Annotated in this window: 33 protein-coding genes and 2 pseudogenes; 21 read left to right on the top strand and 14 right to left on the bottom strand. The window is 38.9% G+C overall.

Annotation, left to right across the window (positions count from 1 at the left end):
• Position 1: 1 nt before the first annotated feature.
• Positions 2-643, top strand: coding sequence for a phosphoribosyltransferase (locus V7O66_RS03025; RefSeq protein ID WP_406662552.1), 642 nt, complete (start codon positions 2-4; stop codon positions 641-643).
• 39 nt (positions 644-682) lie between these two features.
• Here the strand turns inward: V7O66_RS03025 and V7O66_RS03020 are convergent, their stop codons facing one another.
• The 3 genes from V7O66_RS03020 to V7O66_RS03010 are packed head-to-tail and all read right to left on the bottom strand — an operon-like array spanning position 683 to position 2,139.
• A complete protein-coding gene (locus V7O66_RS03020; RefSeq protein WP_406661502.1) occupies positions 683-1,192 on the bottom strand; it encodes an archaemetzincin family Zn-dependent metalloprotease in 510 nt (169 codons plus the stop codon).
• 25 nt (positions 1,193-1,217) lie between these two features.
• Positions 1,218-1,610: a secondary thiamine-phosphate synthase enzyme YjbQ gene (locus V7O66_RS03015; protein ID WP_406661501.1), complete on the bottom strand. Its 393-nt coding sequence runs from the start codon at positions 1,608-1,610 to the stop codon at positions 1,218-1,220.
• Positions 1,600-2,139, bottom strand: coding sequence for a hypothetical protein (locus V7O66_RS03010; RefSeq protein WP_406661500.1), 540 nt, complete (start codon positions 2,137-2,139; stop codon positions 1,600-1,602). The genes V7O66_RS03015 and V7O66_RS03010 overlap by 11 nt, the downstream gene beginning before the upstream one ends.
• 1,389 nt (positions 2,140-3,528) lie before the next feature.
• On the opposite strand from V7O66_RS03010, the gene V7O66_RS03005 reads away from it, so the two are divergent.
• From V7O66_RS03005 to V7O66_RS02985, 5 genes and pseudogenes are all read left to right on the top strand, one after another.
• Positions 3,529-4,332: a DUF1638 domain-containing protein gene (locus V7O66_RS03005; protein WP_406661499.1), complete on the top strand. Its 804-nt coding sequence runs from the start codon at positions 3,529-3,531 to the stop codon at positions 4,330-4,332.
• 294 nt (positions 4,333-4,626) lie between these two features.
• Positions 4,627-5,544 carry a GAF domain-containing protein gene (locus tag V7O66_RS03000; RefSeq protein ID WP_406661498.1) on the top strand — a complete coding sequence of 306 codons (918 nt, stop codon included), beginning with the start codon at positions 4,627-4,629 and terminating at the stop codon, positions 5,542-5,544.
• A gap of 154 nt (positions 5,545-5,698) precedes the next feature.
• Positions 5,699-5,957: pseudogene (locus V7O66_RS02995) on the top strand (transposase); the annotation flags it as partial.
• Positions 5,958-5,979: 22 nt separating this feature from the next.
• On the top strand, positions 5,980-6,789 hold the full coding sequence (locus V7O66_RS02990) for a metallophosphoesterase (RefSeq protein WP_406661497.1): 810 nt from the start codon (positions 5,980-5,982) through the stop codon (positions 6,787-6,789).
• 194 nt (positions 6,790-6,983) lie between these two features.
• Entirely contained in the window at positions 6,984-7,130 is a 147-nt protein-coding gene (locus tag V7O66_RS02985) for a hypothetical protein (protein WP_406661496.1), read from the top strand.
• 98 nt (positions 7,131-7,228) lie between these two features.
• Here the strand turns inward: V7O66_RS02985 and V7O66_RS02980 are convergent, their stop codons facing one another.
• Positions 7,229-7,666, bottom strand: a complete 438-nt coding sequence (locus V7O66_RS02980; RefSeq protein ID WP_406661495.1) for a hypothetical protein — start codon at positions 7,664-7,666, stop codon at positions 7,229-7,231.
• Positions 7,667-8,095: 429 nt separating this feature from the next.
• On the opposite strand from V7O66_RS02980, the gene V7O66_RS02975 reads away from it, so the two are divergent.
• Together V7O66_RS02975 and V7O66_RS02970 are read left to right on the top strand one after the other, a co-directional pair.
• A complete protein-coding gene (locus V7O66_RS02975) occupies positions 8,096-8,656 on the top strand; it encodes a PEF-CTERM sorting domain-containing protein (protein WP_406661494.1) in 561 nt (186 codons plus the stop codon).
• Positions 8,657-8,968: 312 nt separating this feature from the next.
• A complete protein-coding gene (locus V7O66_RS02970; RefSeq protein ID WP_406661493.1) occupies positions 8,969-9,475 on the top strand; it encodes a PEF-CTERM sorting domain-containing protein in 507 nt (168 codons plus the stop codon).
• A 24-nt stretch (positions 9,476-9,499) separates the two neighbouring features.
• Here V7O66_RS02970 and V7O66_RS02965 read toward each other — a convergent pair whose 3' ends face one another.
• The 3 genes from V7O66_RS02965 to V7O66_RS02955 all read right to left on the bottom strand — a co-directional run bounded on the left by V7O66_RS02965 (position 9,500) and on the right by V7O66_RS02955 (position 10,363).
• Entirely contained in the window at positions 9,500-9,640 is a 141-nt protein-coding gene (locus tag V7O66_RS02965) for a hypothetical protein (RefSeq protein WP_406661492.1), read from the bottom strand.
• A gap of 160 nt (positions 9,641-9,800) precedes the next feature.
• On the bottom strand, positions 9,801-9,989 hold the full coding sequence (locus V7O66_RS02960; protein ID WP_406661491.1) for a hypothetical protein: 189 nt from the start codon (positions 9,987-9,989) through the stop codon (positions 9,801-9,803).
• Positions 9,990-10,015: 26 nt separating this feature from the next.
• Complete coding sequence (locus V7O66_RS02955) at positions 10,016-10,363, bottom strand: hypothetical protein (protein WP_406661490.1); 348 nt, start codon at positions 10,361-10,363, stop codon at positions 10,016-10,018.
• Between the two features lie 10 nt (positions 10,364-10,373).
• On the opposite strand from V7O66_RS02955, the gene V7O66_RS02950 reads away from it, so the two are divergent.
• Positions 10,374-10,655, top strand: a complete 282-nt coding sequence (locus V7O66_RS02950) for a hypothetical protein (protein ID WP_406661489.1) — start codon at positions 10,374-10,376, stop codon at positions 10,653-10,655.
• Positions 10,656-11,013: 358 nt separating this feature from the next.
• Positions 11,014-11,232, top strand: a pseudogene (locus tag V7O66_RS02945) (IS5/IS1182 family transposase); the annotation flags it as partial.
• A gap of 9 nt (positions 11,233-11,241) precedes the next feature.
• On the opposite strand, the gene V7O66_RS02940 reads toward V7O66_RS02945, so the two are convergent.
• Positions 11,242-11,553 carry a type II CAAX prenyl endopeptidase Rce1 family protein gene (locus V7O66_RS02940; RefSeq protein ID WP_406661488.1) on the bottom strand — a complete coding sequence of 104 codons (312 nt, stop codon included), beginning with the start codon at positions 11,551-11,553 and terminating at the stop codon, positions 11,242-11,244.
• An 84-nt stretch (positions 11,554-11,637) separates the two neighbouring features.
• Positions 11,638-12,465: a DUF4097 family beta strand repeat-containing protein gene (locus V7O66_RS02935; protein WP_406661487.1), complete on the bottom strand. Its 828-nt coding sequence runs from the start codon at positions 12,463-12,465 to the stop codon at positions 11,638-11,640.
• Between the two features lie 99 nt (positions 12,466-12,564).
• Here V7O66_RS02935 and V7O66_RS02930 point away from each other — a divergent pair, with 99 nt between their 5' ends.
• The 8 genes from V7O66_RS02930 (at position 12,565) to thpR (ending at position 20,267) form a co-directional block, all read left to right on the top strand.
• On the top strand, positions 12,565-12,834 hold the full coding sequence (locus tag V7O66_RS02930) for a hypothetical protein (protein WP_406661486.1): 270 nt from the start codon (positions 12,565-12,567) through the stop codon (positions 12,832-12,834).
• Positions 12,835-12,862: 28 nt separating this feature from the next.
• Entirely contained in the window at positions 12,863-13,291 is a 429-nt protein-coding gene (locus V7O66_RS02925) for a hypothetical protein (protein WP_406661485.1), read from the top strand.
• 357 nt (positions 13,292-13,648) lie between these two features.
• Complete coding sequence (locus tag V7O66_RS02920; RefSeq protein ID WP_406661484.1) at positions 13,649-14,683, top strand: radical SAM protein; 1,035 nt, start codon at positions 13,649-13,651, stop codon at positions 14,681-14,683.
• A gap of 768 nt (positions 14,684-15,451) precedes the next feature.
• Entirely contained in the window at positions 15,452-15,706 is a 255-nt protein-coding gene (locus tag V7O66_RS02915) for a TIR domain-containing protein (RefSeq protein ID WP_406661483.1), read from the top strand.
• A 177-nt stretch (positions 15,707-15,883) separates the two neighbouring features.
• Positions 15,884-16,960: an AmmeMemoRadiSam system radical SAM enzyme gene (gene amrS / locus V7O66_RS02910; RefSeq protein WP_406661482.1), complete on the top strand. Its 1,077-nt coding sequence runs from the start codon at positions 15,884-15,886 to the stop codon at positions 16,958-16,960.
• Positions 16,961-16,989: 29 nt separating this feature from the next.
• The gene (locus tag V7O66_RS02905; RefSeq protein ID WP_406661481.1) at positions 16,990-18,456 is read left to right on the top strand and encodes an RtcB family protein; all 1,467 of its coding nucleotides are present in this window, start codon (positions 16,990-16,992) and stop codon (positions 18,454-18,456) included.
• Positions 18,457-18,633: 177 nt separating this feature from the next.
• A complete protein-coding gene (locus V7O66_RS02900) occupies positions 18,634-18,891 on the top strand; it encodes a hypothetical protein (RefSeq protein WP_406661480.1) in 258 nt (85 codons plus the stop codon).
• A 926-nt stretch (positions 18,892-19,817) separates the two neighbouring features.
• Complete coding sequence (gene thpR / locus V7O66_RS02895; protein ID WP_406661479.1) at positions 19,818-20,267, top strand: RNA 2',3'-cyclic phosphodiesterase; 450 nt, start codon at positions 19,818-19,820, stop codon at positions 20,265-20,267.
• A 37-nt stretch (positions 20,268-20,304) separates the two neighbouring features.
• Here thpR and V7O66_RS02890 read toward each other — a convergent pair whose 3' ends face one another.
• Both V7O66_RS02890 and V7O66_RS02885 read right to left on the bottom strand, forming a co-directional pair.
• Positions 20,305-20,454, bottom strand: coding sequence for an FAD:protein FMN transferase (locus tag V7O66_RS02890; RefSeq protein WP_406661478.1), 150 nt, complete (start codon positions 20,452-20,454; stop codon positions 20,305-20,307).
• Positions 20,455-20,523: 69 nt separating this feature from the next.
• A complete protein-coding gene (locus tag V7O66_RS02885; protein WP_406661477.1) occupies positions 20,524-20,865 on the bottom strand; it encodes a PRC-barrel domain-containing protein in 342 nt (113 codons plus the stop codon).
• Between the two features lie 172 nt (positions 20,866-21,037).
• Between V7O66_RS02885 and V7O66_RS02880 the strand changes: the two genes are divergently transcribed.
• Positions 21,038-21,274, top strand: coding sequence for a metal-sulfur cluster assembly factor (locus V7O66_RS02880; protein ID WP_406662550.1), 237 nt, complete (start codon positions 21,038-21,040; stop codon positions 21,272-21,274).
• Between the two features lie 105 nt (positions 21,275-21,379).
• Here the strand turns inward: V7O66_RS02880 and V7O66_RS02875 are convergent, their stop codons facing one another.
• Positions 21,380-21,610, bottom strand: a complete 231-nt coding sequence (locus V7O66_RS02875) for a hypothetical protein (RefSeq protein ID WP_406661476.1) — start codon at positions 21,608-21,610, stop codon at positions 21,380-21,382.
• Between the two features lie 3 nt (positions 21,611-21,613).
• Here V7O66_RS02875 and V7O66_RS02870 point away from each other — a divergent pair, with 3 nt between their 5' ends.
• Together V7O66_RS02870 and V7O66_RS02865 are read left to right on the top strand one after the other, a co-directional pair.
• Entirely contained in the window at positions 21,614-21,835 is a 222-nt protein-coding gene (locus tag V7O66_RS02870; RefSeq protein WP_406661475.1) for a hypothetical protein, read from the top strand.
• 27 nt (positions 21,836-21,862) lie between these two features.
• Entirely contained in the window at positions 21,863-22,669 is an 807-nt protein-coding gene (locus tag V7O66_RS02865; protein ID WP_406661474.1) for a metallophosphoesterase, read from the top strand.
• Positions 22,670-22,725: 56 nt separating this feature from the next.
• Here V7O66_RS02865 and V7O66_RS02860 read toward each other — a convergent pair whose 3' ends face one another.
• Together V7O66_RS02860 and V7O66_RS02855 are read right to left on the bottom strand one after the other, a co-directional pair.
• Positions 22,726-23,706: a GAF domain-containing protein gene (locus tag V7O66_RS02860; protein ID WP_406661473.1), complete on the bottom strand. Its 981-nt coding sequence runs from the start codon at positions 23,704-23,706 to the stop codon at positions 22,726-22,728.
• A 237-nt stretch (positions 23,707-23,943) separates the two neighbouring features.
• Positions 23,944-24,750 (bottom strand): DUF1638 domain-containing protein, encoded by an 807-nt coding sequence (locus tag V7O66_RS02855; protein WP_406661472.1) that lies wholly within the window; start codon positions 24,748-24,750, stop codon positions 23,944-23,946.
• Positions 24,751-25,075 lie beyond the last annotated feature (325 nt).

Below are 25,075 nucleotides of genomic sequence, written 5' to 3'. Positions count from 1 at the left end.
GATAGATGGAGGGATTCCCATATTCAAGAACAGAAAAGAAGCAGGAGACAAGCTTGCCATAGCCCTTGATAAATACAGGAAAGAAAAACCAATCGTCCTGGCCATCCCGCGTGGGGGTGTTGAGATAGGATATCGTGTGGCAATGTACCTGGAAGCAGAGATGTCCCTGATAGTTGTCAGGAAACTGCCATTCCCGGATAATCCAGAGGCAGGGTTTGGTGCGATTGCAGAGAATGGAAGCACCTTCATCTTCCCTGAAGCAGGGAACTGGCTCTCAGGTGAAGAGATACAAAGTATAGAAGAAGCCCAGATAGCAGAGATCGAAAGACGGATAGATGTCTTGAGGTCAGGAGAACCCCTGCCAGACATAGAGGACAGGACCGTTATTCTGGTAGATGATGGAATAGCAATGGGATCCACGATGAGAGCTGCCATAATGCTCTGCAAAAAAAAGAAGGCAAAAAAGATCGTAGTTGCAGTACCTGTAACAGGAAGGGAGACCGCCGCAAAGATAGGGGACCTGATAGATGATATGGTAGTCCTGGAAATGCCCCATCAATTCTATGCGGTCGCACAGGTCTATGAGAACTGGTATGATGTCCCTGACTTCGAGGTTCTTGAGATCATGAAGATGATTGAATAAGATATTTTGGAATTCGATCTGCCTTAATAATAGAACGGTTCACAAAAGGGCCTTACACCGTGCACATGGCTCGCAACCCTTGATATCAGTATCATCAAGGGTATTTGAGAAATGCATCACACATCCTATATCAGGACAATGCACAAGCCCGAACATATGTCCGATCTCGTGTATGGCTTCTTTGAGAATCCTCTCCTTGAACAAAAACTCATTTGGCGGGAGTCCATAGTACTCCTCCCTCAACCTTGTGAGTGAGATCACAGCTACCCTCTCAGCCGCAAGTCCAAAGATAAAATTGAAAGACTTTACATATATGTCCTTATCGATGATGCCCAGCATCTTTGAACCATCACTGGGTATTGACATCATCATATCAGCAAGAATGGTCGATGCTTCATACTGCCCCCTATCAGGATTATAGGCATAAGACGGAATTGACATTGCCGGGTCGATCTTGACAGGCAGGGAGAAGATAGAGCTTATATGGTCTTTCAGCCCATCCAGCAAACCCTTTTCGACCTCACCTATCGGCCTTATATGCAACAACATTCTCCAAAACCCCCAATACTTCTGTTCAACTCTGCCTTATGATCATGATGTTCACTTTTCTGTGCCTGGGCCCATCCATTTCAGCAAAAAATATACTTTGCCAGGTTCCAAGCACCAGCTTTCCATCTATTATGGGAATGGCCTCACTCGAGCCCAGAAGGACGGCTTTGAGGTGGGAATCGGCATTGTCATCTATCCTGTCATGCTGATAGCCGGCCGAAGGGGGAACGAGTCTTTCCAACAGGTTCAGAATATCATCACGCAGACCTGATTCATTTTCATTGACAATTATCGATGTAGTGGTATGTGTAGTACTGATGACACAAATCCCATTCAGGATATCACTTGTTTCTACAGCTTCTTTCACCACATCGGTGATATCAATAAGTTCGACGCGTCTACTTGTTTCAATTTTCATTTTCTCTAAATACCTGTTCTATTTTATCAACCGTATTTTCAGTATCAAAATGTAGGATGCCAATTCCTCCTGCATTTTCCCAGTTTTCAATATTTTCAGTATTGTCATCTACAAGGATGCAACTGGGAGATGAATACATCTTTTTATCCGAACGTCTGCAGATAATAGCTTTATCAGCAAAGTCTTTACCAATCTCTCTGGCCAACCAGTCGTATTTCCCTTTCATACTGAATTCTGCTACACGTCCTCTTTTAGGATTTGGATGTGCTGAAAGAATTGTTGTGTTGTAGTTTAATAGATAATCAACAAGGTTTCTACCATCATTTCTCCATGGCATTTCTGACCAAAAATTGATCCCATGAGATTCAACGATCTTCCAGAATTTATCCCTGTCCGAGTTATGTAGTTTGATAAGTCCAGAAGAAATATTGTTGCACGCATTATCAAAGTCGGTGATTACATTATCCATATCAAGATAGATTCTATACTGAATATTGGTATGAGAAATCGTTTCATTTTTTATTGGCATTGTGGTTCACTCGTTATAATTGTAAGTGGAGAGTGGGTCTGTAGAAACCCTATCAAAATCGATGTCCATTGACTGGAATTGAGATTATAATCTAATATCGTGCAACACATTAGATAATATTTTTAAATCTGATTGTTGCCTGAATATTGAGGATTTCTACAGAGCCATCATATGATACATTTATATGTGGTATAATTCCCTCCGCATGTATTTCCAATCGCAAAAGAAAGTTTATATTACTCGATTTGAATTAAATCCTACTGAATGCGCCAAAAATGTACTACAACCTCTTATCGACTATATTAACATTTCAATAAATGTTCACTTACTAGTAAAGATCGATTTCATGCTGTCATAGGTATGACAACAGGAAAGGACTCAATCCATTCTCTTTCTAAATGCTATCACAAAATACCTTGTAAAACATCACTTCGATATCATCTTCAAAAAATCGATGTGAGACAACTCATAGACTCAAATAACAAAATCCTTATGTAGCTCCCTCTTCAAATATTAAAGTCTAACCAAAATAGACTTTGCTATCGATTAACCAATGATCCTTACTATGGTCAAACAAATGTTCTTAATTCGGGATATGTAATACGAAGACAAGCAAAAAAGTCAATAAACTCATTCTATTCATACATTTAACTGTACATCATTGACAAAAATAAACGGTTTACACTATCTGTTCTACCTGTAGAAAAAGGCAAAAAGCAAAATGTAACAGAGTTCCCCATACACGTGGGGATGAATAAAATCTCTGGCATATGTTCAAGTGTTCAAAAAAGTTCTCTATACATGTAGGAATAGACCAATTTGTATGTAGTTCTCTAAACTAGTGAAATCAAGTCTCTTTATTTCCGCTTTTCGAAAAATAATACGGAACTTAGGCATATCATTTCATAGGGGATAATTAAAGCACGTTATTTTTCATTTTCTAAGTTCTGCAATTGATAGCTCATATTCGGCTTTAGTTTCAGAGGGGAATATGTAGTACCCTATAATGAATCTTTTTTCATGGTAATATCTGGGTATATTTGGTATCTATTTATTGAAACCATATTTTTGGTGCAATTGGTAGATCATAATACTATACTATGTATTTGATAAGAAGTACCTACAGGCTTGATAAATTGGTTCTCGAACAGAATTCCTAAACGTTGATGCATAATCATTCCTACTGATGTAGAAATAGCAAAATTTGTTCAAGAGATTTATATGTAGAAAAAACTAATAGATTAATGGGGTAATGCAAAATAAAAGATAACTGCAGAAATGGGGGACTTCAATTGACATTTTATTAGCTCTGAAAACTTTTAGGTCTCCAAAAATGAACTGAAAATCAAACAGTATCAATATTTTTAATCCAACGGGGGAGAAATATCTATGCCTGTGATGAGTATTGTAGGCTGCGAAATGTTTGAAGATGAAATTATTTATCTGATTCAAAATGATCCAACACTTGATGAAGTGATCGTAGTTGAAAATGAGAATTCTGTTGGATTAGCTCAGAAACTGAATGATATAGGATATTCCCATACAGTACTGCCTCTTGCTAAAATAACCCTTAAATCCGAAAGAAAAGACGTTGAGAGATTTTCCCTTATTGTATATTTACTTGAGATCGAACTTGATTCACAAGGAGAACGTCTAAAGGATGAAGTGTACAAAACTGTGGATCAGATGGTCAGATATTCTGACAGCATACTTGTTTTCTATGGATTATGCGGAAACGTACTTGTAGATATTGAAAAAGATTTTGAGTCCTGTCCATGCCCTATCAGCATACTCAAAGACGAGGAAGATAGGATCGTAGACGACTGTATCTGCGCAGCCCTTGGTGGAAGGGAAGTCTATATGCAGCCCCTGAAGGACACAAAAGGAGAGGGAATTTATTTCCTCACTCCAATGCAGGCAGCCCGCTGGAGAGATATGGTGGTGATCACGCGTCTTACTCCTGATCCCAATGATATAGAAATGGTAAAGATAGTTTTCAATTATGCGGGATACAAACATGTTGCAAAGGTCGATACTGGCCTTGCCTATGAAAAGGATTTCGAGAAAAAGGTAGACGAGTTTGCCAAATTGTTTAATCTCAATGTGATAGATCTAAAAGGAAATTTGGAAATTTTTGAAAATAGTTATGAAAATGCAAAAGTAGATATGTTTAAAAATATTAAACAAAAATGATTAAAAATGTTTATTTTTGATTTTTATTGTGATTTAGATAAAATCCTGACATTTATATTAGGTTCTTCTTGTTTTACCTTTCATCCAAGTCAGATAAGTAGATATAGCATAAAATAAAAACATTTACACAAATGAATACTGGGTAATTAATATCTGCAATAGTACAGTAAAATCATTATGCTGCCACTTGGTGGAGAGTTTGATTCTTCCGAAGTCTAATAAGTTGGGAAAGGAGAATACTATGAAGCAAATTGATTTGGAAACAATTATTAACAGTAGTCCGATAATTGTTTTTTGTGGAAGGTAGAGAAAGACTGGCCTGTGGAATACGTAACAGATAATATCCTGCAATTTGGTTATATGCCAGATGATTTTACATCAGGACGCATTCCCTATGCTAACATAATACATCCAGATGATCAGGAACGTGTTCATACAGAGTTTGACAAATATCTTGAAGAAAAAGTGCATAAAGGTTTCACTCTGAATTATAGAATACTTACTAAATTTGGAGATGTTAGATGGGTCAATGAAAGAACATTGATCCAGCGTGATGAAGATGGTAACATCACCCATTATCAGGGAATTATTCTTGATATCACCGAACACAAAAAGGCAGAGGAAGCATTGGAACTAAACGTGTCTCGCCTGGAAGCACTGCTGCAACTTAGCCAGATGACTGGAGCACCATTGCAGGAGATCACAGATTTTGTCCTTGAAGAAGGGATAAGACTTACCCAGAGCAAGCTGGGCTATCTTGCATTTTTGAGCGCAGACGAAAAAGTTCTCATAATGCATTCCTGGTCCAGAGTCGCGATGAAAGTTTGCAAAATTAGAGATAAACCCATAGAATATCCTCTGGAAAGTACCGGTCTTTGGGGAGAAGCTGTAAGACAGAGAAAACCCATTGTAACCAATGATTACTCCACCCCCAGCCCCCTTAAGAAAGGATATCCTCAAGGTCATGTGGAAATAAAAAGTCACATGAATGTTCCCATATTTGATGGTAATCGGATTGTTGCAGTTGCAGGTGTGGGAAACAAAGAAGAGGATTATGATGAATCAGATATCCGTCAATTGACGTTGTTGATGCAGGGCATGTGGACACACATTAAACGTAAGTGGGTTGAAGATGCAGCTAAAAAGATTCATGGGCCAGCAGCATGGATACAGCGCGGATGGCAGGAAAAGTTTGATTCTGATACTAAATGATGCAGGATTATTCTATATATTAATCGATTCCAGGCTGTACGCAAGTTTGTGATAAATAGATAGATTTGTGTACAGGCAGCTTATACAATTCATGATGTTTTCTCTTACATTCTGATATTGCTGGTAACTGGCTACTTCAACCTATAATTCTGATCTTGATAGGTTCATAAACTACGAGGAAGAAATTCTGAGATTTGGTAAAGATGAGAAAGTTCCTTTTGATAACAATCAGGCGGAAAGGGATATTAGGATGGTGAAAGTTCAACAGAAAATATCTGGAACATTTAAAAGTGATCAAGGAGCGGATGCTTTTTGCCGAATAAGAGGATACATTTCTACGATTAAAAAATGACATATCAGTAATAGAATCCATTCTTAAGGCGCTCAAAGAAGCGCCGATAACTATACGCTGAATAGTTACAGCAGGATTATGGTATGAACAAAGAATACTTTGAAAATCTAAACAGAAAAGTTTCCTTAATATTTGACTCTGAGCTTGCAGTTGTTCGTAAAAATTACGATTCTGCGATTCTTGTAGGAGACCTACATGGCAATTTGAAGGCATTGGAATTCATAGTGAAAATGAGCGCGAAACTAAAATGTACCAAATTTATCTTTCTTGGAGACTATGTTGATAGGGGAGGTCACTCAGTTGAAGTTCTTTGTCGCTTATTCCAGTTAAAGATTAACCATCCTGATAATATAATTCTTCTTCGCGGCAATCATGAGACCGCAGGCACCAATGCATTTTATGGCCTCTATAATGATTTGGATGAGGATGACAAGATATTTACTCTTGTGAACAGGACATTTGAAAATATGCCAATTGCGGCCGTTGTGAATGGCTCGGTATTTTGTGTACATGGAGGAATCGCGAATCCTATATGTTTGGACCTCATTAAGAAAGAGGATTATCTTTCCTATTTATGGAACGATCCTAATGAGGATTATGGTTTAAAGGAATCTGCTCAAAGATGGGGAGCTCAGGAATTTGGTCCTGATGTTTGTGAAGAGTTTCTCAGAATCAACGACCTTGAAAAGATAGTTCGGGGTCACTCTGCATTGGACAAAGGATACAAATGGTGGTTTGATGGTAAATTGCTATCTTTGTTCTCGACACCTGATTATTGTGAATCAAAGAATTTGGGTGCCTTTGCCTTTCTTGAAAATGGATGTTTAGAGATATTTGTATTTGGACGTTCGATAGAGGGTTCCTATTCCTTGATTGAACCCACAGATTACTGATTATTAGGAATATTATGGAGTGTTATGAATGGATGAAATGTTGGCTCTGTAGAAAACCTATCAAAATCAATACCAATCGGGCAAAATTGACAAATACCTTCAATATCTGACAGTACATTTTAAATAATTGTTAACTTTCATTCTCGCCTGAATATCAGGGATTTCTACAGAGCCAGAAAAAGAATTTTAAAAAATTGAAAGTGGAGTTTGATTTAGAAAGCTGTAACAACGAAAATAATATATCTCCAATCCATCCACAAAATATCATCAAATACATTGAGGTAATTATTAAATTAATTGAAGAAAAAATTGATGAAAAATATGGATGTATAATTATTTAACTTTAAACTTCTATCCTTCCTTTATTATGGGTTATCTTCATCCCTGTTTCCTTTATTTGGCGGTAACGGATTGAAAATGTCCGCACCGGTTACAAAGTTCACATTTTTCCCAAGTAATTTGAGAATGCGAAAAAACGAGCCATCGATCCGGTTTCAGCAATGCGCAAATATAAATCATATATTCTATTTTCTTGAATGATATTTTCAATATCATTGATCCCTAAATATGAACATAAATTAATATGTTCCTCTTTTGATAGAGTATATGCGATAGCCAGACACTGTCGGGCATTAGGTTTGCACTCATCTGCATAGGGAATCTTTAAAAACTTGTGGAGTATCAAACTTAATTTTGATGGTCTTGCATTAGCATTCGTATTTTTTAAATTATCACACTCTACACGGAAATTTTCTGTCTTTATTTTCTGCTCATCAGATAACTTATCATAACGCTGATAGAGATCTATAAATCCGAGTGCACTTTCGATTGATTTATCTCTTTCCCAATAACTAAGATCATTCCAGAAATGTTTCAAATCACGAATTTCATATTCAATTAATATTTTGTATAAATTATCTGTAATCGGAATCCTCTCCCTATATATTAAATGGAAGTTGTTCTTCTTAAATAAATAGTTAATTATGTGATGTACATATCACAAAATACTCATTACTTTTTGTCCTTTATTATGGGTATTAGGTCATCCACATTTGCAGACATTAAAAAAAGTAGATGGTCACCGATGTTCAATATTAAAAGAACAACAGTGCCTCTTAATCACTATTTCCTTTTATTGGCGGAGTAAGAATTGGATGATTATATATGTTATATTCCGTTAATCTCGTTAACTTTTTGAGGAATAATGTTTAGAATCACAGTTTCACAAATAATATAGTGCAATGTAAAGCAAATATAAATGATATGTAAAAACTCAGGTTTTGTATGGATTTATGGGGGAACTGACATGAAGATTAAACAAAATATGGTAATTTGTATTGGAATATCCTTGATATTTCTGACAATGTTTGCTGGAAATACTGCTGCTTCTACCGGAGGAGACATTGACATCGAAAAATATGTATGGAACCCAACACTCAATAGCGGTGCCGGTGACTGGGATAACGCTGATATTGCACCAGGTCCAAGCCTCTTTGTTGGTTCTACTGTTCAGTGGAAGTATGAAGTCACAAATAACGCAGGTGTACCATTGCTAGTCTCGTCTGTTGCCGATAATCAACCAGGTGTAACTCCTGAATATCAGAGCGGTAATGACAATGGTGACATTTTACTTGATCCAACCGAGACTTGGATTTACACAGCTACTGGCACAGCTGTCCTTGGACTGAATATGAACATTGCTACTGTAGATGCTATGACTGGTCCTTTTTCTCCAATCTATCATGATGAGGATTCCTGCCACTACACCGGCATTGAGGGAAATGAAATTCCAGAGTTCCCAACCATTGTACTCCCAATAGCTGCAATACTTGGTCTGGCACTCTTGTTCCAGCGCAGAAAGGAGTAATCTAACTCCTTTTTAATTTAGAGAATTCATAATTCTCTTCAGATTCCTCGACTTAAAGTTCAAATTCTCTTCCTTTGTTTTTTCATTTATATAATGCAAAGTTCCTTTATTATGGGATATCTTCATCCCTGTTTCCTTTACTTGGCGAAGAAGGAATAGGATGATTGTATTTTTATCTTTTAAATTAATGCCGTTTATTCTTTAAGTAGCAACTTTCAGAATCACTGTTTCGCAAAGAATATAGTGCAGTGTAGAGCAAATATAAACAACATATAAAAACTCAGATTTTGTATGTATTCGTGGGGAGTTGAAATGAGAAACAAACAAAATATGATAATTTGTATAGGCGTAGCCTTGATATTACTGATAATGTCTGTGGGGAATGCTGCTGCTAATGACGTATTGCTCGACGTGGCATTTGACATTGAGCTGACTCAAGATGCCGATACAAATCCGGTGGGCACCGAGCATACCGTTACAGCGACGGTAACACAAATAGGGTTTGCTGGCGCCTTACCTGCACCAGATGGAACTATCGTGAACTTTATCATCAGTGGTCCAAACGCTGCGAAGTCTGGCTCTAATGTGACTACAGGTGGAGTAGCAACGTTCACGTACACAGGAGATGTCGTGACTACTGATATTATCACAGCACTGGCATATTCCCCAGGTTTTGTCCCAGGAGTGGTACCATGCACATGCAATACGGTCACGAAAACATGGATTCCTGGAGGAGAAATCCCAGAATTCCCAACAATTGCACTTCCAGTAGTTGCAATACTCGGTCTGGCATTCTTCTTCCAGCGTAGAAAGGAGTAATCTAACTCCTTTTTAATTCTTTTTTCAAATTCTCATCCCCCCACTAACACCAAACCCCGCCGAGAGCCTCGGAACCTTAACCGGCTTCTTAAACAGCGCATTGAACGCACCCGACAAAACATCCATGGTCAAAACTTCCTTTATTATGGGTTCCTGCGTCTTCAAGTGGGCAATCATTCATTACAGATTCACAATAGTTTACTATCCGTGTGCCCGTGCACGTACACGTCAAGAATATTTTACCATCCTCTCCAATATCCGCATGAGGATATGGGCACTGGTTACATGATTCAATTTTGATAACTTTCACTCTCACACTTCCTTATTATGGGGTTTCTTCGTACTCTAAATCAAATACTATCGCCTTATCGATATGCCATTTTAAATTTTTATAGGACAAACTTTCCATTGAAAACATACTGCTTGAATGTTGACCCGAAATTACAATTAACGGGTTGCTGTATCCCCATTGCCTGTACTTTTTTTCATCTGTAACTATCTCAATAGTTGGCATCCTTCACACTTCCTTTATTATGGGGTCTAGTCGTTAATTATCTTTGAAAAATCACGAGCAAATGCAGCTAATACAATTACACCAATTACAAATGATAATAGCATTGAAGCTAATTCAGTAATAGCAAATTCAGGAAGCAAATAAGTAAGCAATGGGAGCATTGCAATTGCTGTAAAAAGCATGCAGAACATGCTTAACATATAGAAGTGTAGTGACATTTTCACTTCTTTGTTTTCTGGGAATATTTTATACATCTCAATATCTCCTTTATTATGGGATATCTTCATCCCTTTTTCCTTTATTTGGCGGAGTTGGTATTTCTTTTGATTATTAGGATTTCTGATGAACAATAATAATTTATATTGTTTATTCATGTTTATTTGCATGAGTGTGGTTTACAAAATTACTTTTCCTAATGGTAAAATATACATCGGACAAGATAGAACTGATACTCTTACTTATTTTGGAACTCTTAATAGTAATCTTATTGAAAAGGATTTCACCAAAGAAGAAAAGCGTGATTTTACTATGAGGAAAGAAATTCTATGGGAATCTGAAACAGCATCTAAAAAAGAAGTATATCAAATGGAATTCAAATTCATTAGAGAATTCCAATCAAATAATCCTAATAAAGGCTATAACAGAAATCCAAAATTTAAAGGATAGTTGAGTTTCCTTTATTATGGGTTATATGTCACTGTTTTCCTTTATTTGGCGGTTTAGGATTTAGAATTATGGAACATCTCAAAAGCAGACAAGAACGTATCCATCCGCTCACCGCTCATTCCATACCCACGACCATCTGACAAATAAACATGCAACACCGTTTTTTCTTTGTCTTCCCAACCCACATGAGTGACATGCTCGAGAGCTATAATCAGAAATTGATCATAAAACAATACCATGATTACACCTATGCTTTTCTTTGTTAAAATCCTTTACTTGGCGAATTAGGACACAAAACAATAAAACCATGTAATATATAATTTTAAGATATGTGTCAATTGATGAAAAGTAGAGCTGAAATCTGGTGGAAACGATGTTCTTTGTTCTGAAAAGAAAATATAGTGAAGAGATCAGGGCTAAAAAGTATTGGAATCAAGTGAAAGAGGTAAAATTCAAGTTACTGGTGCATAACCTTGACAGCTATGTCAAGGTTATTTATTTTATTCAAACGACGATTTCTACAGAGCCAAAAGTTGTTTTATTTTTAAAACATTTTTCTAAATCATTTTATATCTAACTCTATCTTTCAGAAGGCCAATCCCATTACGACCGCTAACACGGGTACGATCAGAAATAAAGCCTCAATGCCGTGCAGGACAATCGCGAACCAGTTACTGCGGAAGCGCTGGGAAGGCCAGGTATATGCCAGGCTCGAGAGCATAATTTTTGGGATTCTCAAGGGTGCATGCAGGTGATAGAGGCCGAAAAGCGCGGCGTTCGCCAGCCAATCCCACCTTCCGAATACACCCCGCATCTTGGGCAGCAGCACACCTCGGAAGAGAAACTCTTCGCCTAGAAAGTAATTGAAGGCAATACTTACCAGTGCTAGGCCTACCAACCACCAGGCCCCTATAAATTCCGGCACCATAAGTTGCTCTATATTGATGCTGGGAAGCGTTGGGAGGAAGGGAAAGAACCTTAATTAAACGACAAGTTTGTTAAGGTTCACATTTCCATTGGTGGTTTTTATGTATATTTTATTTCCACCATTTCCTAATATCGCTTCCATGTGAGTTTTTTCTATTCCCGTTAAAACCAATGCTATGTCGTTCACTGATATTTCACCATTAGTTGTTTCCATCTCTATATCAGCATTGAGTGACGGATTTATAGAAAGAGTAATACCTCCATTGGTACATTTTATATCGACATCATCTTTAAAGTCAAATATCTGTGCATCGATTTTTCCGTTGGTGGTTTCCAAGTCATCGATTCCTGTTGTTCCTCGGATATCTATTGCACCATTGGTTGTACTCGCTTTGACATATCCATCAACATTTCTTATTATTATAGCTCCATTGGTACCTGCTGCTGTAGTATCCCCCTTTGTGTCTGAAATTTGTATATTTCCATTGGTTGTTTCTACAAAATCAACGGGAACATTATTTGGAACCTTGATATCCATATCAACAGAAACCCTGGCATCCTCAAAAGCGTGATATATTGTTTCGATCTTTATCTCATTATCGCTTTCAGTAACAATAATCTCAACTTTATCAAGCTCGTCTTTTCCATATCGGGTCCTTTTTGTAGCTTCCAATGTGACCCTATCGCCTTCCCAGCTATTAATTTCGATCTGACCATTTACATTGGTAACCATCAAAACAGTATCATTACCTGCTTCATACTCGCCACTGAAATCTTCGATCTCTTCGGGCCCGTATTCGGGGCCATACCCTGTACACCCGGAAAAAGCAGTAACGAGAAATACCGCCAACATCAAAAATGCAATATGATATATTTTCATCATCGATTTCCCCCATATTAAAAATAAAAGGTATTCGCATAAAATACTATTTATCCTATTGATCGGAGCAAAGCTCTGGGGTGTTGAACCCATTTAGAATAAATGATTCCTCCTATGCGTAACTTGCTTGGTATTGTAGGGGGTTCTGTATGTTATCTTGCAAGACCTGTTTATGTGGGTAAAAGGGATGATACTGATCTGTTGAGGAAGAAGATCATTGACATGTCTTATACTGAATGGAAGAAGATGGGGTTTTCTAAAGGCACTCTGCATTATATGAAGCAGAATGCCAGATGTGAGATGCCGTTTACTCTGAATGCTCATGTTAGGGAAAGGCTTGAGAAGTGGGAGAATAAAAAGTATTGTGACTGAGAATATTCCACAAAAGGAGTGATGAACAATGGACCTCTCATCAGAGTACGTGAACATGTGCAGGGCAGCGAAGGAGATACAGGAACATGAACCGGGCGTGGGCGATTATGTCATACATGAAAAAGACCGGACAGACTATCCTGAAAACATTAAAATAATTGGGGAGTATTTGAAATTTGGTTCTCCAGATAATTACAAATTAGTCACATTCGAGGGCATTGAAATAGCGACGAGTTCGCCCATCAATGAATATGTGTGGCTCCCAACACAAGATCAACTACAAGATATGTATCCTCTTGGGTGGACTAAATACGATGAAATGTGCAGAAAAATGTACAACAAATGGTATGTGCTCACCGGTAGAAATGATTTCACAAAAGAACAGATCGGTCTAATGGTTGTGATGAAGGACATTTGCCATAAAGAATGGAACGGCACCGAGTGGGTGGAAGCATGAATCGCCCATTCAATCAATCAACGACATATTATTGATCTTATTGTTCGAGTACAACCGGGCAATTTAGAATATATGATTTTAGAACTATTGTTTCTAAACTGAGTTACTTCTGATAAAAATCAAGTCTCCTACAATTGGGAATTCATGCATCTGACTTGAATTCCTAGACTATCACGGCCATAAAGCTGTATAAAAATCTAGCGTACAAAAAATTTCCGTTATATATATCCCCGACTTACCATACGGGGATATGTACAACGGGAAAAAAGTGTACGCCATTTATTGTTGTCAAATTGAATGCTAGAATATCAACATGGGACCGTAAAATTTTCAATGGAAACTATCGAATGTATCTATATGGGAGATCCAAAGTTTCTAAACCGCTATTTCAAAGTAGAAAAAGATGAATTGCCAGCTCGTTTCCGGATTATTAAAAACATTCCGGTAGACTTCGATTCATCGGTTTCTGTTGATGATCTATGGAAGATTCATGATCGTGAAATTGGAAAGTATCGGGAGTTATTGGAAAGTATCGATTCAAAAGAAAAAAATATTGAACTAGCTGAAGCAAGCCCTTCACTTCTTGATCTGAAGATTGAGATTGCTGCACGAATACTTGAAAATTGTCATATGTGCGAGCGAAGATGCGGTGTAAATCGTAGAGAAGGTGAAAAAGGATTCTGCAGATTGCTTGAAACCTCCCGATACGCGTCTGAATTTTTACATATGGGAGAAGAACCAGAACTTGTACCTTCACATACAATTTTCTTCACAGGGTGTGTCTTTGCCTGCGTTTATTGTCAGAACTGGGACATATCCCCCCGTCCCGAAAGTGGGACCGATGTAGATCCTGAAATTTTGGCAGGAATCATAAAAAGACGACGATATGAAGGTGCAAGGAATGTAAATTTTGTAACCCCTACACCACATGCACATTCCATTTTAAAGATCATTGATCGGGTTCCTGTGAATACTCCCATGGTGTGGAACTCAAATATGTACCATTCTAAGGAAGTAGCAAAACTGCTAGAGGGTATGATCGATGTATATCTTGCCGACTTCAAATATGGTGATGATAACTGCGCAAGAAAGTATTCCAAAGTGAAAGATTATCTTGATGTAGTCAAAAGAAATCATGAGATTGCTTATCAAAAGGCAGAGATCATAGTCCGGCACCTGGTATTACCAAATCATCTGGAATGCTGCACAAAACCGATTGTACAATGGATAGCAAATCATATTCCAGAGGTAAGATTTAATCTGATGTTCCAGTACATGCCCTATTATAGGGCTTCAAAATACCCGGAAATCGATCGTCACCTCACATCTGATGAGAAGAGACGTGCAATAGAGATAGTGGAGGAATCAAGTCTTGAGGATGCCTTGATCTGATAGAACTCAAGTTAAAATTATGACTAGCTTTTCCCAAATAACTGTGGGTTCTTAATAGTGAGAATGGGTAGTTCCATGAATAATAGTCTTACATAAGTTATTTACTTATTTGGTTTCTTATGTCTGTCTTTTGAAAACCTCATCTTTTTCAGCTCTGAATAGACATATCCAGAATCTTCTGCCTCACATCATTCGAGTCGGCTCTTTACACATGATGAACTGATTTAGTAAAAACAAGTGTTCTTCCCTTCCCGGAAATATATTGTTCTAACACTCATACGTTAATTTGAAAAAAGTTGATAATCAAGAAGCTGTTGAAGTATAATTATAAGTAGCAGGAATCTTAAACTTATAAATGGGAAAAATCTTAAATTTCATAATTAAACAAAATGGGGGTAAATTATTTGCAAAAGGAAGATAAGAAATCATCATTTCAACCGGAGCCGATACCTTGTCCAGAACCGGAACCAACACCTTCTCCAGAGCCGATTCCGGATCCGGAGCCAACCAAAAAACCAAGGGCCAAAAAAATTAACTAAATTAAATGCACCACACAAGATAGATGCAATCAATATGGTTTTATCAGAGTACTGGATGCGTTAAATGGAATCGGGGGACAATGCACATCTAAAGTGATGAAGTTCCTTACTGTGTCGAAGAGCAGGTTTAACGATTGTGAAATTAACATCTCTGCCCTAAACGTTGGAAATCGTTTTTGATATAAGATTTCGTCGGGAAAAGGCAGAGGTCCTGTGAAGGTGCATAACCATGATAAACAGAGTCTATATCTCTCACTGTGAGCAGGACGAGTCCCTTGCTCATGAACTGGGCCGTGTCTTGTGGGCTGTGAACCTGGAGAGTTTTTCCTCTCTGTCCAAAAAGGCCGAGGCACTCTCCCAAGCGGAGCTAATAAAATTTGGTATCCGTCATTCGGACTGTGTAATCATCATTCTCACCAGGGAAGGGGTAGCATCCCCCAGAGTGAACCAAGAGGTGGGTCTGGCGGTGGGGCAGGTCAGCTGATAATCCCATTGGTCGAAAGCAGAGAGGTGTTGCATGAACTTCTGGAGAAACTCAACCCAGAACGTAAACTGTGGCTGAACAAGAATTAAGATGTTTTAGTCTTTTACAAATAAAAGTAATTTGAGATGAATAGTTATGTTCTTTTACTATAAATCCAATCCATAATGGGGGATAATAGTGATTAGAGAAGCAATGCTCTATGACAAGCTTGACAATAATAAGGTTAAGTGCAAAGTATGCAATCACAGATGCACCATAGCACCTGGAAAAAGGGGATTTTGCAGGACCAGGGAGAACCGCGATGGTACGCTTTACACATTGATCTACAACGTGGTCTCGAGTGAAGCTGTCGACCCTATCGAGAAGAAACCCCTGTTTCACTTCTATCCAGGCTCACTTTCATACTCACTGGGAACAATAGGATGCAACTTCAGATGCAAGCACTGCCAGAACTGGATGATATCCCAGATAAGCGTTGATGAAGCCGTAGCTTTTGAAATTCCACCTGAAACTGCAGTGGAACGGGCGCTGGCCACCGGTTCAAGGAGTATTGCATGGACCTACAATGAGCCCACCATCTGGCACGAGTACACCTATGATAGTGCAAAACTTGCAAAGGAGGCAGGGCTTGCAACCGTATATGTCACGAACGGATATATCACTCCAGAGGCATTAAAACGTATCTCACCCTATCTGGATGCCTTCAGGGTGGATATCAAAGCATTCACAGAGGAGTTCTATCGGGAAGTTACAAGCGCAAAACTTGCACCCGTCCTCGAATCTGCAAAACTTGCAAAGGAGCTTGGAATGCATATAGAGGTGATTAACCTTATCGTCCCGACAAAGAACGATTCCCCGGATGAGATACGTGATCTTTCAAAATGGGTGCATGACAATCTCGGACCTGATACACCTCTTCATTTCACACGTTTCCATCCCGAGTACAAGACACTGGATCTGCCACCAACACCTGTCAAGACCCTTGAGATGGCACATGAGATAGCTACAGAGGAAGGCATGAGGTTCGTGTATATTGGAAACGTGTATGGGCATAAGTATGAGAATACATACTGTCCAAAATGCGGGGAGCTGCTCATAAAGAGAGATGGTTTTGCCATTGTGGATTACAAAATAACTCCCCAAAAGAAATGTTCATATTGCGGAGAGAAGATCCCGATAGTAGGAGAATATACCGAAAAAACTTGTGCATATTCGGCTATACTTGCATTAAATTTAGGTTCAGGTAGTATTTAATAAAAAAATGCGGGGAAGGGAAAATTAACATGCAAGAAGAAACCGAGATTGGAATTTTGGATATACTCACAAAAATAAATGACAATACGTGGGAAGTACCGAAGAGTTACAAACCATTTATGAGAGTCCCGGGTCGCATTTTTGTATCAGAGACCCTGCTTCACGATCTTGATAAAGGAACTATCGACCAGGTTGCAAATGTTGCGTCACTACCCGGAATCCAGAAATACTCGATGGCAATGCCTGATGCGCATCTTGGATACGGTTTTCCAATTGGTGGTGTTGCAGCGTTTGATAAGGAAGAAGGTGTGATCAGTCCGGGTGGGGTTGGTTTTGACATCAACTGTGGTGTTCGTCTTATTCGCACAAATCTGCACAAAGAAGATGTGCGTCCACATATGAAAGAACTGGTGGATGAACTTTTCCGTGCAGTTCCATCGGGTGTTGGTTCAAAGAGTCGCATCCGTGCATCGGACAGCGAACTGGATGACATATTCCTGCATGGTTCGAAGTGGGCAGTGGAGAACGGTTATGGGGAAAAGACCGACCTTAACCACTGTGAAGGCAGAGGTTGCATCGAGGGCGCAGACCCCTCAAAGGTGAGCGAGAAAGCACGCCGTCGCGGAAAACCGCAGATTGGTACACTTGGAAGCGGCAATCATTTCCTTGAAGTGCAGTATGTTGATAAGATATATGACCAGGAGGCTGCTGATGCTTTTGGACTGGAAGAGGGTCAGGTCGCATTCATGATCCACTGTGGCTCTCGCGGAGCAGGACATCAGATATGTACCGACTATATCAAGACGATATCACAGGCTTCGAAGAAATACGGCATACAGCTTCCAGATAAGCAGCTTGCATGTGCACCTGCACAATCCCCTGAGGCCCAAGACTACTTCAAAGCAATGGCTTGTGCTGCCAATTATGCATGGGCAAACAGACAGGTCATAACTCACTGGACGCGGGAGGTATTCGAACGTTTCTTTGGCAGGGATATGGACGATCTTGGTATGGATTTGGTGTATGATGTTGCCCACAACGTTGCAAAATTGGAGGAACACATAATCGATGGAATGAAAAAAGAAGTTTATGTGCACAGAAAAGGTGCAACCCGGGCTTTCCCACCTGGTCACCACGATTTGCCAGATGTCTACAAAGCTGTTGGGCAGCCTGTTCTTATCCCTGGCAGCATGGGTACTCCTTCTTATGTTCTACACGGGACAGAAGCGGGGATGGGTGTCGCTTTTGGAAGTGCATGTCACGGAGCAGGACGTGTGATGAGTCGGGCTCATGCAAAGCATGAATTTTTCGGAGAAACAGTGAAGGAAAACCTTGAAGCAAGAGGAATTACAGTTAAAGCTACGCATCCGTCGGTTATCGCTGAAGAGGCACCTGATGCATATAAATCAAGCAGTGAAGTGGTGGATGTGGTGCACAATCTGGAAATCGCCAAAAAAGTTGCAAGGGTCTTGCCAATGGGGGTTGCAAAAGGTTAATCGAAAAGCAACCTCTTCAGCAGATATGATTTTGGGAGTGATAAAAAAGAGTATTGAGGAAACAGGTTTGTTTGAGGGAATGAGTTGTTCGTCTATACATCTTACATACTTGCCTTAATAGGGCTCTGTAGAAATCCTGTCTAAACCGCTATAAAATGAATAAAGGAAATCAGAACTATGAAACGTTCAACATTATTGGAAAAGCAGATAAAGTCTAAATTACGTGAATTTTTTGAACCACTCGGCTCGACCCGTTACTTTGTAGAGGTAAAACCAAGAGGGCATGAATTTAGCGCAAAGATCTGGGTTGAAGCGGAAATCCTAGATGAAATTGCCAAGAATCCTGAAAAGCTCACATATATCTCGGATATCATCAGAGAAGTGGAAAAGGAATTCAAAACAATAATCTTTGGAAGACTGAAACCTCTTTTGTGATATTACGGTTCTGTAGAATATCTATCTAAATCAATATATAGACTGGAATTTGGATTATATTTTAACATAGTGTCACACATACCACAATATTTTCAAATTTGACTATTGTCCGAACATTGGGGATTTCTACGGAGCCAAAATAAGATGTTGAACTCTGACAATTTGTGTTTTTTGGGAAGATTTTGGTCTTTCTCCTTCCCCACTACCATTTCCTGCGAAGAGAACATTTGTCGCAATCTTCGAATTTCCTCCCCCAATACCTGTTATCTATCGGATTTTTTTGCAGGTGCTTGGCAACTATTCGCCCCATTATAACGGAGTCATGAATTAAATCCTCGATTTCCTCTTCCCTTTTTTATTGCCGTTGCCCAACATCTTCCTTCGAAATTGCTTGCGGTGCAGGAAGGGATTGACAGCATATTCCATACCCCTTGGAGTTAGCTCATAATGGAAGAGTTTTCTACCTTCTCTCTGTAGTATCTATATTGAGAAATGGTTCAGACTGAACCTAAGAGATCTATAAGGAAGATATAAGACTGTTAACTTGATGCGGGTGTGTGAGCACAATTAAGCACAGAATCCAGGATTAATCATTTTTAAATTATTATGCGAGAATAAAAATAGGAAATAGGTTTTCTACAGAGCCGTTACTTAACTAATTTTTAAAAATACTCCCACATTTTAAGAGACAACTATTCGAATAAATAAACTTCATAAGAGCAAGACTTTGGGAAAATGTTGCGTACAAAAATTGGAGTTACCTATATCCCCGCACTCAACTTCGGCGTCAATGATTTATGCCTATGTCACCTTTTTGTATTGGTGTTGTATTTGATCCGGACTTTTGTTGCAGTTGATCTTCCAGATGAGATGCGTGAGAAAATAAAGGATATCCAGTCAAGCTGGAACCCTTCAATCTGAGACTTGTGGGCCCGGAACTTGTTCACATAACTCTCAAGTTCCTTGGAGATGTGCCAGAGGAAAAGGTTTCCGCGATATCAGAAGCACTAGATTCCATTGAATGTGAGCCATTTGAGGCAAATATAGCTGGTCTTGGTGTGTTCCCAAAACCAAGTTATGCCAAGGTTGTATGGATTGGTGCAGAGGGCAACTTTGTTAAACTACATGATGAGGTTGAGTCTTCCCTCAAAAGTTTCAGATTCAAGAAGGATAGACGAGGTTTTACCGCACATTCCACAATTGCCCGTGTAAAGAACATACCAAGGGCTGATAAGCAGGAATTCCTGCGCATTCTGGATGAGCTTAAAGATGTGGAAATCGGAAAGATGTATGTAGATCGCGTAAAATTCAAGAAAAGCACACTGGCTCCAGAAGGCCCTATATACGAAACCCTTCACGAGGCAAAACTTGGATGAGTTGGGAAGCACTCTCTGGCTTCCCCTTATTAGTCACTTACTGGTATGCATCAAATCCGCTTGAGGTTGCTATTCTTTTATCCGCTGTGATTATGAGGCATTCGACACCTTCAAGTGATTCGATCATCTCCATACCTTCATCTTCTCCCAGCACGAACACTGCAGTTGCCAGTGCGTCAGCATCCATTGCGGTGGATTCAAAAGGAAAGTTCAGGAACCGTCACATGACGTCCCTGTAATACAAAATGGATGTAATTTAACGTTCCAAACATATCGGACAGCAAAAGTGCTTGTAAATCTTTTCTTGGTATTCGCGAGTGCATACATCAGGCCATTTATCCTCTGAAAAATTCGGTGCACTATCCAGCATGGAGCTATCCACATCCAGAATAAAACTGTGTTTTTCCCCTGATTTGAAAAGTCCCCATGGAATGCCAACATATCCATCTCTATTTTTGAGCGACACAATGACGTATGGAATACAATTTTGCTCCAAGTCTATCATAAAGTCTACGAAATTCCCAATTTCTTTTCCTTCTGCATTCTTTATAGGATCTCTGGCTATGGTCTCTACAGATAACATCTTAGGTTTTGTCATATTTGTATTACCCCCGTTAATAAGTCAATAGGCATTTATCATGCTCCCCACAATAATTATTCAGGATGAAACTATTTAGGTGTTACCATAAAATGCAAAAGGTAAGGAATGGTTGACTATGGTCACTAAAGAAGACGTGATGGAAGTTCTTAAGAAATGCTAGGATCCCGAGATTCCGATCAATATCGTGGACCTTGGATTAGTGTATGATGTAGATGTTGAAGGCAACCGAGCCCATATTAAAATGAGCCTGACAATGCCCAGCTGCCCGATGTCTGCAATGATTGTGGATAATGTCAGGCAGAAGATTGAATCGATTGACGGTATAAAGAAGACAGAAGTCGAGTTGGTCTGGGATCCTCCATGGACACCTGATTGGATATCAAAAAAGCAAAAAACGGCTCTGTAGAAATCCTAATACTAATCTAATTTTTAAATCATAAATATCAAGAGGAATTCTATAGAGCCAAAAATTGAGAGACGTGTGATTATCCCTTTCCTTTCAATAAAAGTCTCAGTCAATAGGAGCGTAAATCTCGGTCAGGATTTCCTCAGGTGGGACATTCCAATATATTGCACTCATGCCACCAAAGTAATACTTGAATGCCTTCAGGAAACAGGAAGCAATACGTTTTCCGATCTTATTGATGCATGTGAGACCTTCAAGTTCTACGAGAACAGGAATGATGGTGTTTCCCGGGTTCATCGAAACAAGGGGGATTATGTTCATGAAAGGGCCTTCCATGTGATGGAAGCAGGTAAAAGGGTGTCAATTGGTAGTATTGAAGTTGAAATGGTCCCTGTGATCGCTCACTGCCAGGAGCCTGCGGATTTATCATCCATACTGATGAAGGAAATATTGTTTACACAGGTGACATCAGATTCCATGGTTCCTACGGACACCTTAGCAGATAATTTGTTGAAAAGGCACGTGAGGCTGTCCCAAGATGAAAACTACTATGAGATATGAAAAGATAATCATAAGCAGGATTATGGTATGAACAAAGAATACTTTGAAGATCTAAACAGAAAAGTTTCCTTAATATTTGACTCTGAGCCTGCAGTTGTTCGTATAAATTACGATTCTGTGATTCTTGTAGGAGACCTACATGGCAATTTGAAGGCATTGGAATTCATATTGAAAATGAGCGCGAAACTAAAATGTACCAAATTTATCTTTCTTGGAGACTATGTTGATAGGGGAGGTCACTCAGTTGAAGTTCTTTGTCGCTTATTCCAGTTAAAGATTAACCATCCCGAGAATATAATTCTTCTTCGCGGCAATCATGAGACCGCAGGCACCAATGCATTCTATGGCCTTTATAACGATTTGGACATGGATGACAATATCTTTACTCTTGTGAACAGGACATTTGAAAAGATGCCAATTGCAGCCGTTGTAAATGGTTCTATATTTTGTGTACATGGAGGAATCGCGAATCCGATATGTTTGGACCTCATCAAAAAAGAGGATTGTCACGCTTTTTTATGGAACGACCCACAAGAGGCTCAGGGTTTAAAGGAGTCTGCTCAAAGATGGGGGGCTGAAGAATTTGGCCCTGATGTTTGTGAAGAGTTCCTTAGAATCAACAGGCTTGAAAAGATAGTTCGGGCTCATTCTGCATTGGACAAAGGATACAAATGGTGGTTTGGTGGAAAATTGCTATCTTTGTTCTCAACACCTGATTATTGTGGATCGAAGAACGTCGGAGCTTTTGCACTCTTGAAGGGAGGACACTTACAGATATTTGTTTTCGGGCATATGATGGAGTATTCTTATTCTTTCATAGAATCCGCCGATTAATACTCATCAAGAATACAATGGAGTGATATGAATGAATGAAGAATTTCAGACATGGCTTAATAAGAAGGTGAAGTATCAGAATCAAACTTTTCCTGCCATCCACGCTGTATCCATGCTGCTGGCCCATGAATCTTTTTAGCTGCATCTTCAACCCACTTACGTTTAATGTGTGTCCACATGCCCTGCATCAACAACGTCAATTGACTGACATCTGATTCATCATAATCTTCTTCTTTATTTCCAACCCCAGCAACAGCAACGATCCTTTTGCCATCAAATATGGGAACATTCATGTGACTTTTTATTTCCACATGACCTTGAGGATATCCTTTCTTAAGGGGGCTGGGGGTGGAGTAATCATTGGTTACAATGGGTTTTCTCTGTCTTACAGCTTCTCCCCAAAGACCGGTACTTTCCAGAGGATATTCTATGGGTTTATCTCTAATTTTGCAAACTTTCATCGCGACTCTGGACCAGGAATGCATTATGAGAACTTTTTCGTCTGCGCTCAAAAATGCAAGATAGCCCAGCTTGCTCTGGGTAAGTCTTATACCTTCTTCAAGGGCAAAATCCGTGATCTCCTGCAGTGGTGCTCCAGTCATCTGGCTAAGTTGCAGCAGTGCTTCCAGGCGAGACACATTGAGTTTCAATGCCTCCTCTGCCTTTTTGCGTTCTGTGATATCAAGAATAATTCCCTCATAATGGGATATCGCACCATCCTCATCACGCTGGATCAATGTTCTTTCATTGACCCATCTCACGTCTCCAAATTTAGTCAGTATTCTATAATCTAAAGTAAAACCTTTATGCACTTTTTCTTCAAGATGTTTGTCAAATTCTGCGCGAACACGTTCCAGATCATCTGGATGTATGATGTCAGCATAGAGAACACTTCCTGATATGAAATCTTCTGGCGGATAACCAAAATTTAGAATATTATCAGTTACGTATTCCACAGGCCAGTCTTTCTCTGCCTTCCACAAAAAAACAATTATTGGACTGCTATTGATAATTTCTTCCATATCAATTTGTGTCATATTATTCCCCTTTCCCCATTAATTAGACTTCGGAAGAATCAAACTCTCCACCAGGTGGCATCATGATAATTTTACTGTGCTATTGCAGATATTAATTACCCAGTATTCATTTGTGTAAATGTTTTTATTTTATGCTATATCTACTTATCTGACTTGGACGAAAGGTAAAACAAGAAGAACCTAATATAAATGTCAGGATTTTATCTAAATCACAATAAAAATCAAAAATAAACATTTTTAATCGTTTTGTTTAATATTTTTAAACATATCTGCTTTTGCATTTTCATAACTATTTTCAAATATTTCCAAATTTCCTTTTAGATCTATCACATTGAGATTAAACAATTTGGCAAACTCGTCTACCTTTTTCTCGAAATCCTTTTCATAGGCAAGGCCAGTATCGATCTTTGCAACATGTTTGTATCCCGCATAATCGAAAACTATCTTTACCATTTCTATATTGTTGGAATCAGGAGTAAGACGCGTGATCACTACCATATCTCTCCAGCGGGCTGCCTGCATTGGAGTGAGGAAATAAATTCCCTCTCCTTTTGTGTCCTTCAGGGGCTGCATATAGACTTCCCTTCCACCAAGGGCTGCGCAGATACAGTCGTCTACGATCCTATCTTCCTCGTCTTTGAGTATGCTGATAGGGCATGGACAGGACTCAAAATCTTTTTCAATATCTACAAGTACGTTTCCGCATAATCCATAGAAAACAAGTATGCTGTCAGAATATCTGACCATCTGATCCACAGTTTTGTACACTTCATCCTTTAGACGTTCTCCTTGTGAATCAAGTTCGATCTCAAGTAAATATACAATAAGGGAAAATCTCTCAACGTCTTTTCTTTCGGATTTAAGGGTTATTTTAGTAAGAGGCAGTACTGTATGGGAATATCCTATATCATTCAGTTTCTGAGATAATCCAACAGAATTCTCATTTTCAACTACGATTACTTCATCAAGTGTTGGATCATTTTGGATCAGATAAATAATTTCATCTTCAAAAATTTCGCAGCCTACAATACTCATCACAGGCATAGATATTTCTCCCCCATCGGATTAAAAATATATACTGTTTATTTTTCAGTTCATTTTTGGAGACCTGAAAGTTTTCAGAGCTAATTAAATGTCAATTGAAGTCCCCCATTTCTGCAGTTATCTTTTATTTTGCATTACCCCATTAATCTATTAGTTTTTTCTACATATAAATCTCTTGAACAAAATTTGCCATTTCTACATCAGTAGGAATGATTATGCATCAACGTTTAAGAATTCTGTTCGAGAACCAATTTATCAAGCCTGTAGGTACTTCTTATCAAATACATAGTATAGTATTATAATCTACCAATTGCACCAAAAACAT

Origin of the sequence: Methanolobus sp. ZRKC3, from assembly GCF_045291275.1 — an archaeon.
Lineage (GTDB): Archaea > Halobacteriota > Methanosarcinia > Methanosarcinales > Methanosarcinaceae > Methanolobus.
The sequence above is the reverse complement of the archived record's forward strand: the minus strand, read 5'-3'. Positions and strand labels throughout refer to the sequence as shown.

What these genes read in the sequence shown, in the direction of transcription:
- V7O66_RS02885 (WP_406661477.1), bottom strand. Translation starts at nt 20,865, where the DNA reads ATGACAAAACCTAAGATGTTATCTGTAGAGACCATAGCCAGAGATCCT.
- V7O66_RS02975 (WP_406661494.1), top strand. Translation starts at nt 8,096, where the DNA reads ATGAAGATTAAACAAAATATGGTAATTTGTATTGGAATATCCTTGATA.
- V7O66_RS03020 (WP_406661502.1), bottom strand. Translation starts at nt 1,192, where the DNA reads ATGTTGTTGCATATAAGGCCGATAGGTGAGGTCGAAAAGGGTTTGCTG.
- V7O66_RS02930 (WP_406661486.1), top strand. Translation starts at nt 12,565, where the DNA reads ATGATTCCTCCTATGCGTAACTTGCTTGGTATTGTAGGGGGTTCTGTA.
- V7O66_RS02900 (WP_406661480.1), top strand. Translation starts at nt 18,634, where the DNA reads ATGAAACGTTCAACATTATTGGAAAAGCAGATAAAGTCTAAATTACGT.
- V7O66_RS02920 (WP_406661484.1), top strand. Translation starts at nt 13,649, where the DNA reads ATGGGAGATCCAAAGTTTCTAAACCGCTATTTCAAAGTAGAAAAAGAT.
- V7O66_RS03005 (WP_406661499.1), top strand. Translation starts at nt 3,529, where the DNA reads ATGCCTGTGATGAGTATTGTAGGCTGCGAAATGTTTGAAGATGAAATT.
- V7O66_RS02870 (WP_406661475.1), top strand. Translation starts at nt 21,614, where the DNA reads ATGGAAGCAGGTAAAAGGGTGTCAATTGGTAGTATTGAAGTTGAAATG.
- V7O66_RS02925 (WP_406661485.1), top strand. Translation starts at nt 12,863, where the DNA reads ATGGACCTCTCATCAGAGTACGTGAACATGTGCAGGGCAGCGAAGGAG.
- V7O66_RS03015 (WP_406661501.1), bottom strand. Translation starts at nt 1,610, where the DNA reads ATGAAAATTGAAACAAGTAGACGCGTCGAACTTATTGATATCACCGAT.
- V7O66_RS02935 (WP_406661487.1), bottom strand. Translation starts at nt 12,465, where the DNA reads ATGATGAAAATATATCATATTGCATTTTTGATGTTGGCGGTATTTCTC.
- V7O66_RS03010 (WP_406661500.1), bottom strand. Translation starts at nt 2,139, where the DNA reads ATGCCAATAAAAAATGAAACGATTTCTCATACCAATATTCAGTATAGA.
- V7O66_RS02855 (WP_406661472.1), bottom strand. Translation starts at nt 24,750, where the DNA reads ATGCCTGTGATGAGTATTGTAGGCTGCGAAATTTTTGAAGATGAAATT.
- V7O66_RS02905 (WP_406661481.1), top strand. Translation starts at nt 16,990, where the DNA reads ATGCAAGAAGAAACCGAGATTGGAATTTTGGATATACTCACAAAAATA.
- V7O66_RS02890 (WP_406661478.1), bottom strand. Translation starts at nt 20,454, where the DNA reads ATGGATGCTGACGCACTGGCAACTGCAGTGTTCGTGCTGGGAGAAGAT.
- V7O66_RS02990 (WP_406661497.1), top strand. Translation starts at nt 5,980, where the DNA reads ATGAACAAAGAATACTTTGAAAATCTAAACAGAAAAGTTTCCTTAATA.
- V7O66_RS02860 (WP_406661473.1), bottom strand. Translation starts at nt 23,706, where the DNA reads ATGACACAAATTGATATGGAAGAAATTATCAATAGCAGTCCAATAATT.
- V7O66_RS02970 (WP_406661493.1), top strand. Translation starts at nt 8,969, where the DNA reads ATGAGAAACAAACAAAATATGATAATTTGTATAGGCGTAGCCTTGATA.
- V7O66_RS02915 (WP_406661483.1), top strand. Translation starts at nt 15,452, where the DNA reads ATGATAAACAGAGTCTATATCTCTCACTGTGAGCAGGACGAGTCCCTT.
- V7O66_RS02865 (WP_406661474.1), top strand. Translation starts at nt 21,863, where the DNA reads ATGAACAAAGAATACTTTGAAGATCTAAACAGAAAAGTTTCCTTAATA.
- V7O66_RS02960 (WP_406661491.1), bottom strand. Translation starts at nt 9,989, where the DNA reads ATGCCAACTATTGAGATAGTTACAGATGAAAAAAAGTACAGGCAATGG.
- V7O66_RS02955 (WP_406661490.1), bottom strand. Translation starts at nt 10,363, where the DNA reads ATGAATAAACAATATAAATTATTATTGTTCATCAGAAATCCTAATAAT.
- V7O66_RS02875 (WP_406661476.1), bottom strand. Translation starts at nt 21,610, where the DNA reads ATGGAAGGCCCTTTCATGAACATAATCCCCCTTGTTTCGATGAACCCG.
- V7O66_RS02950 (WP_406661489.1), top strand. Translation starts at nt 10,374, where the DNA reads ATGAGTGTGGTTTACAAAATTACTTTTCCTAATGGTAAAATATACATC.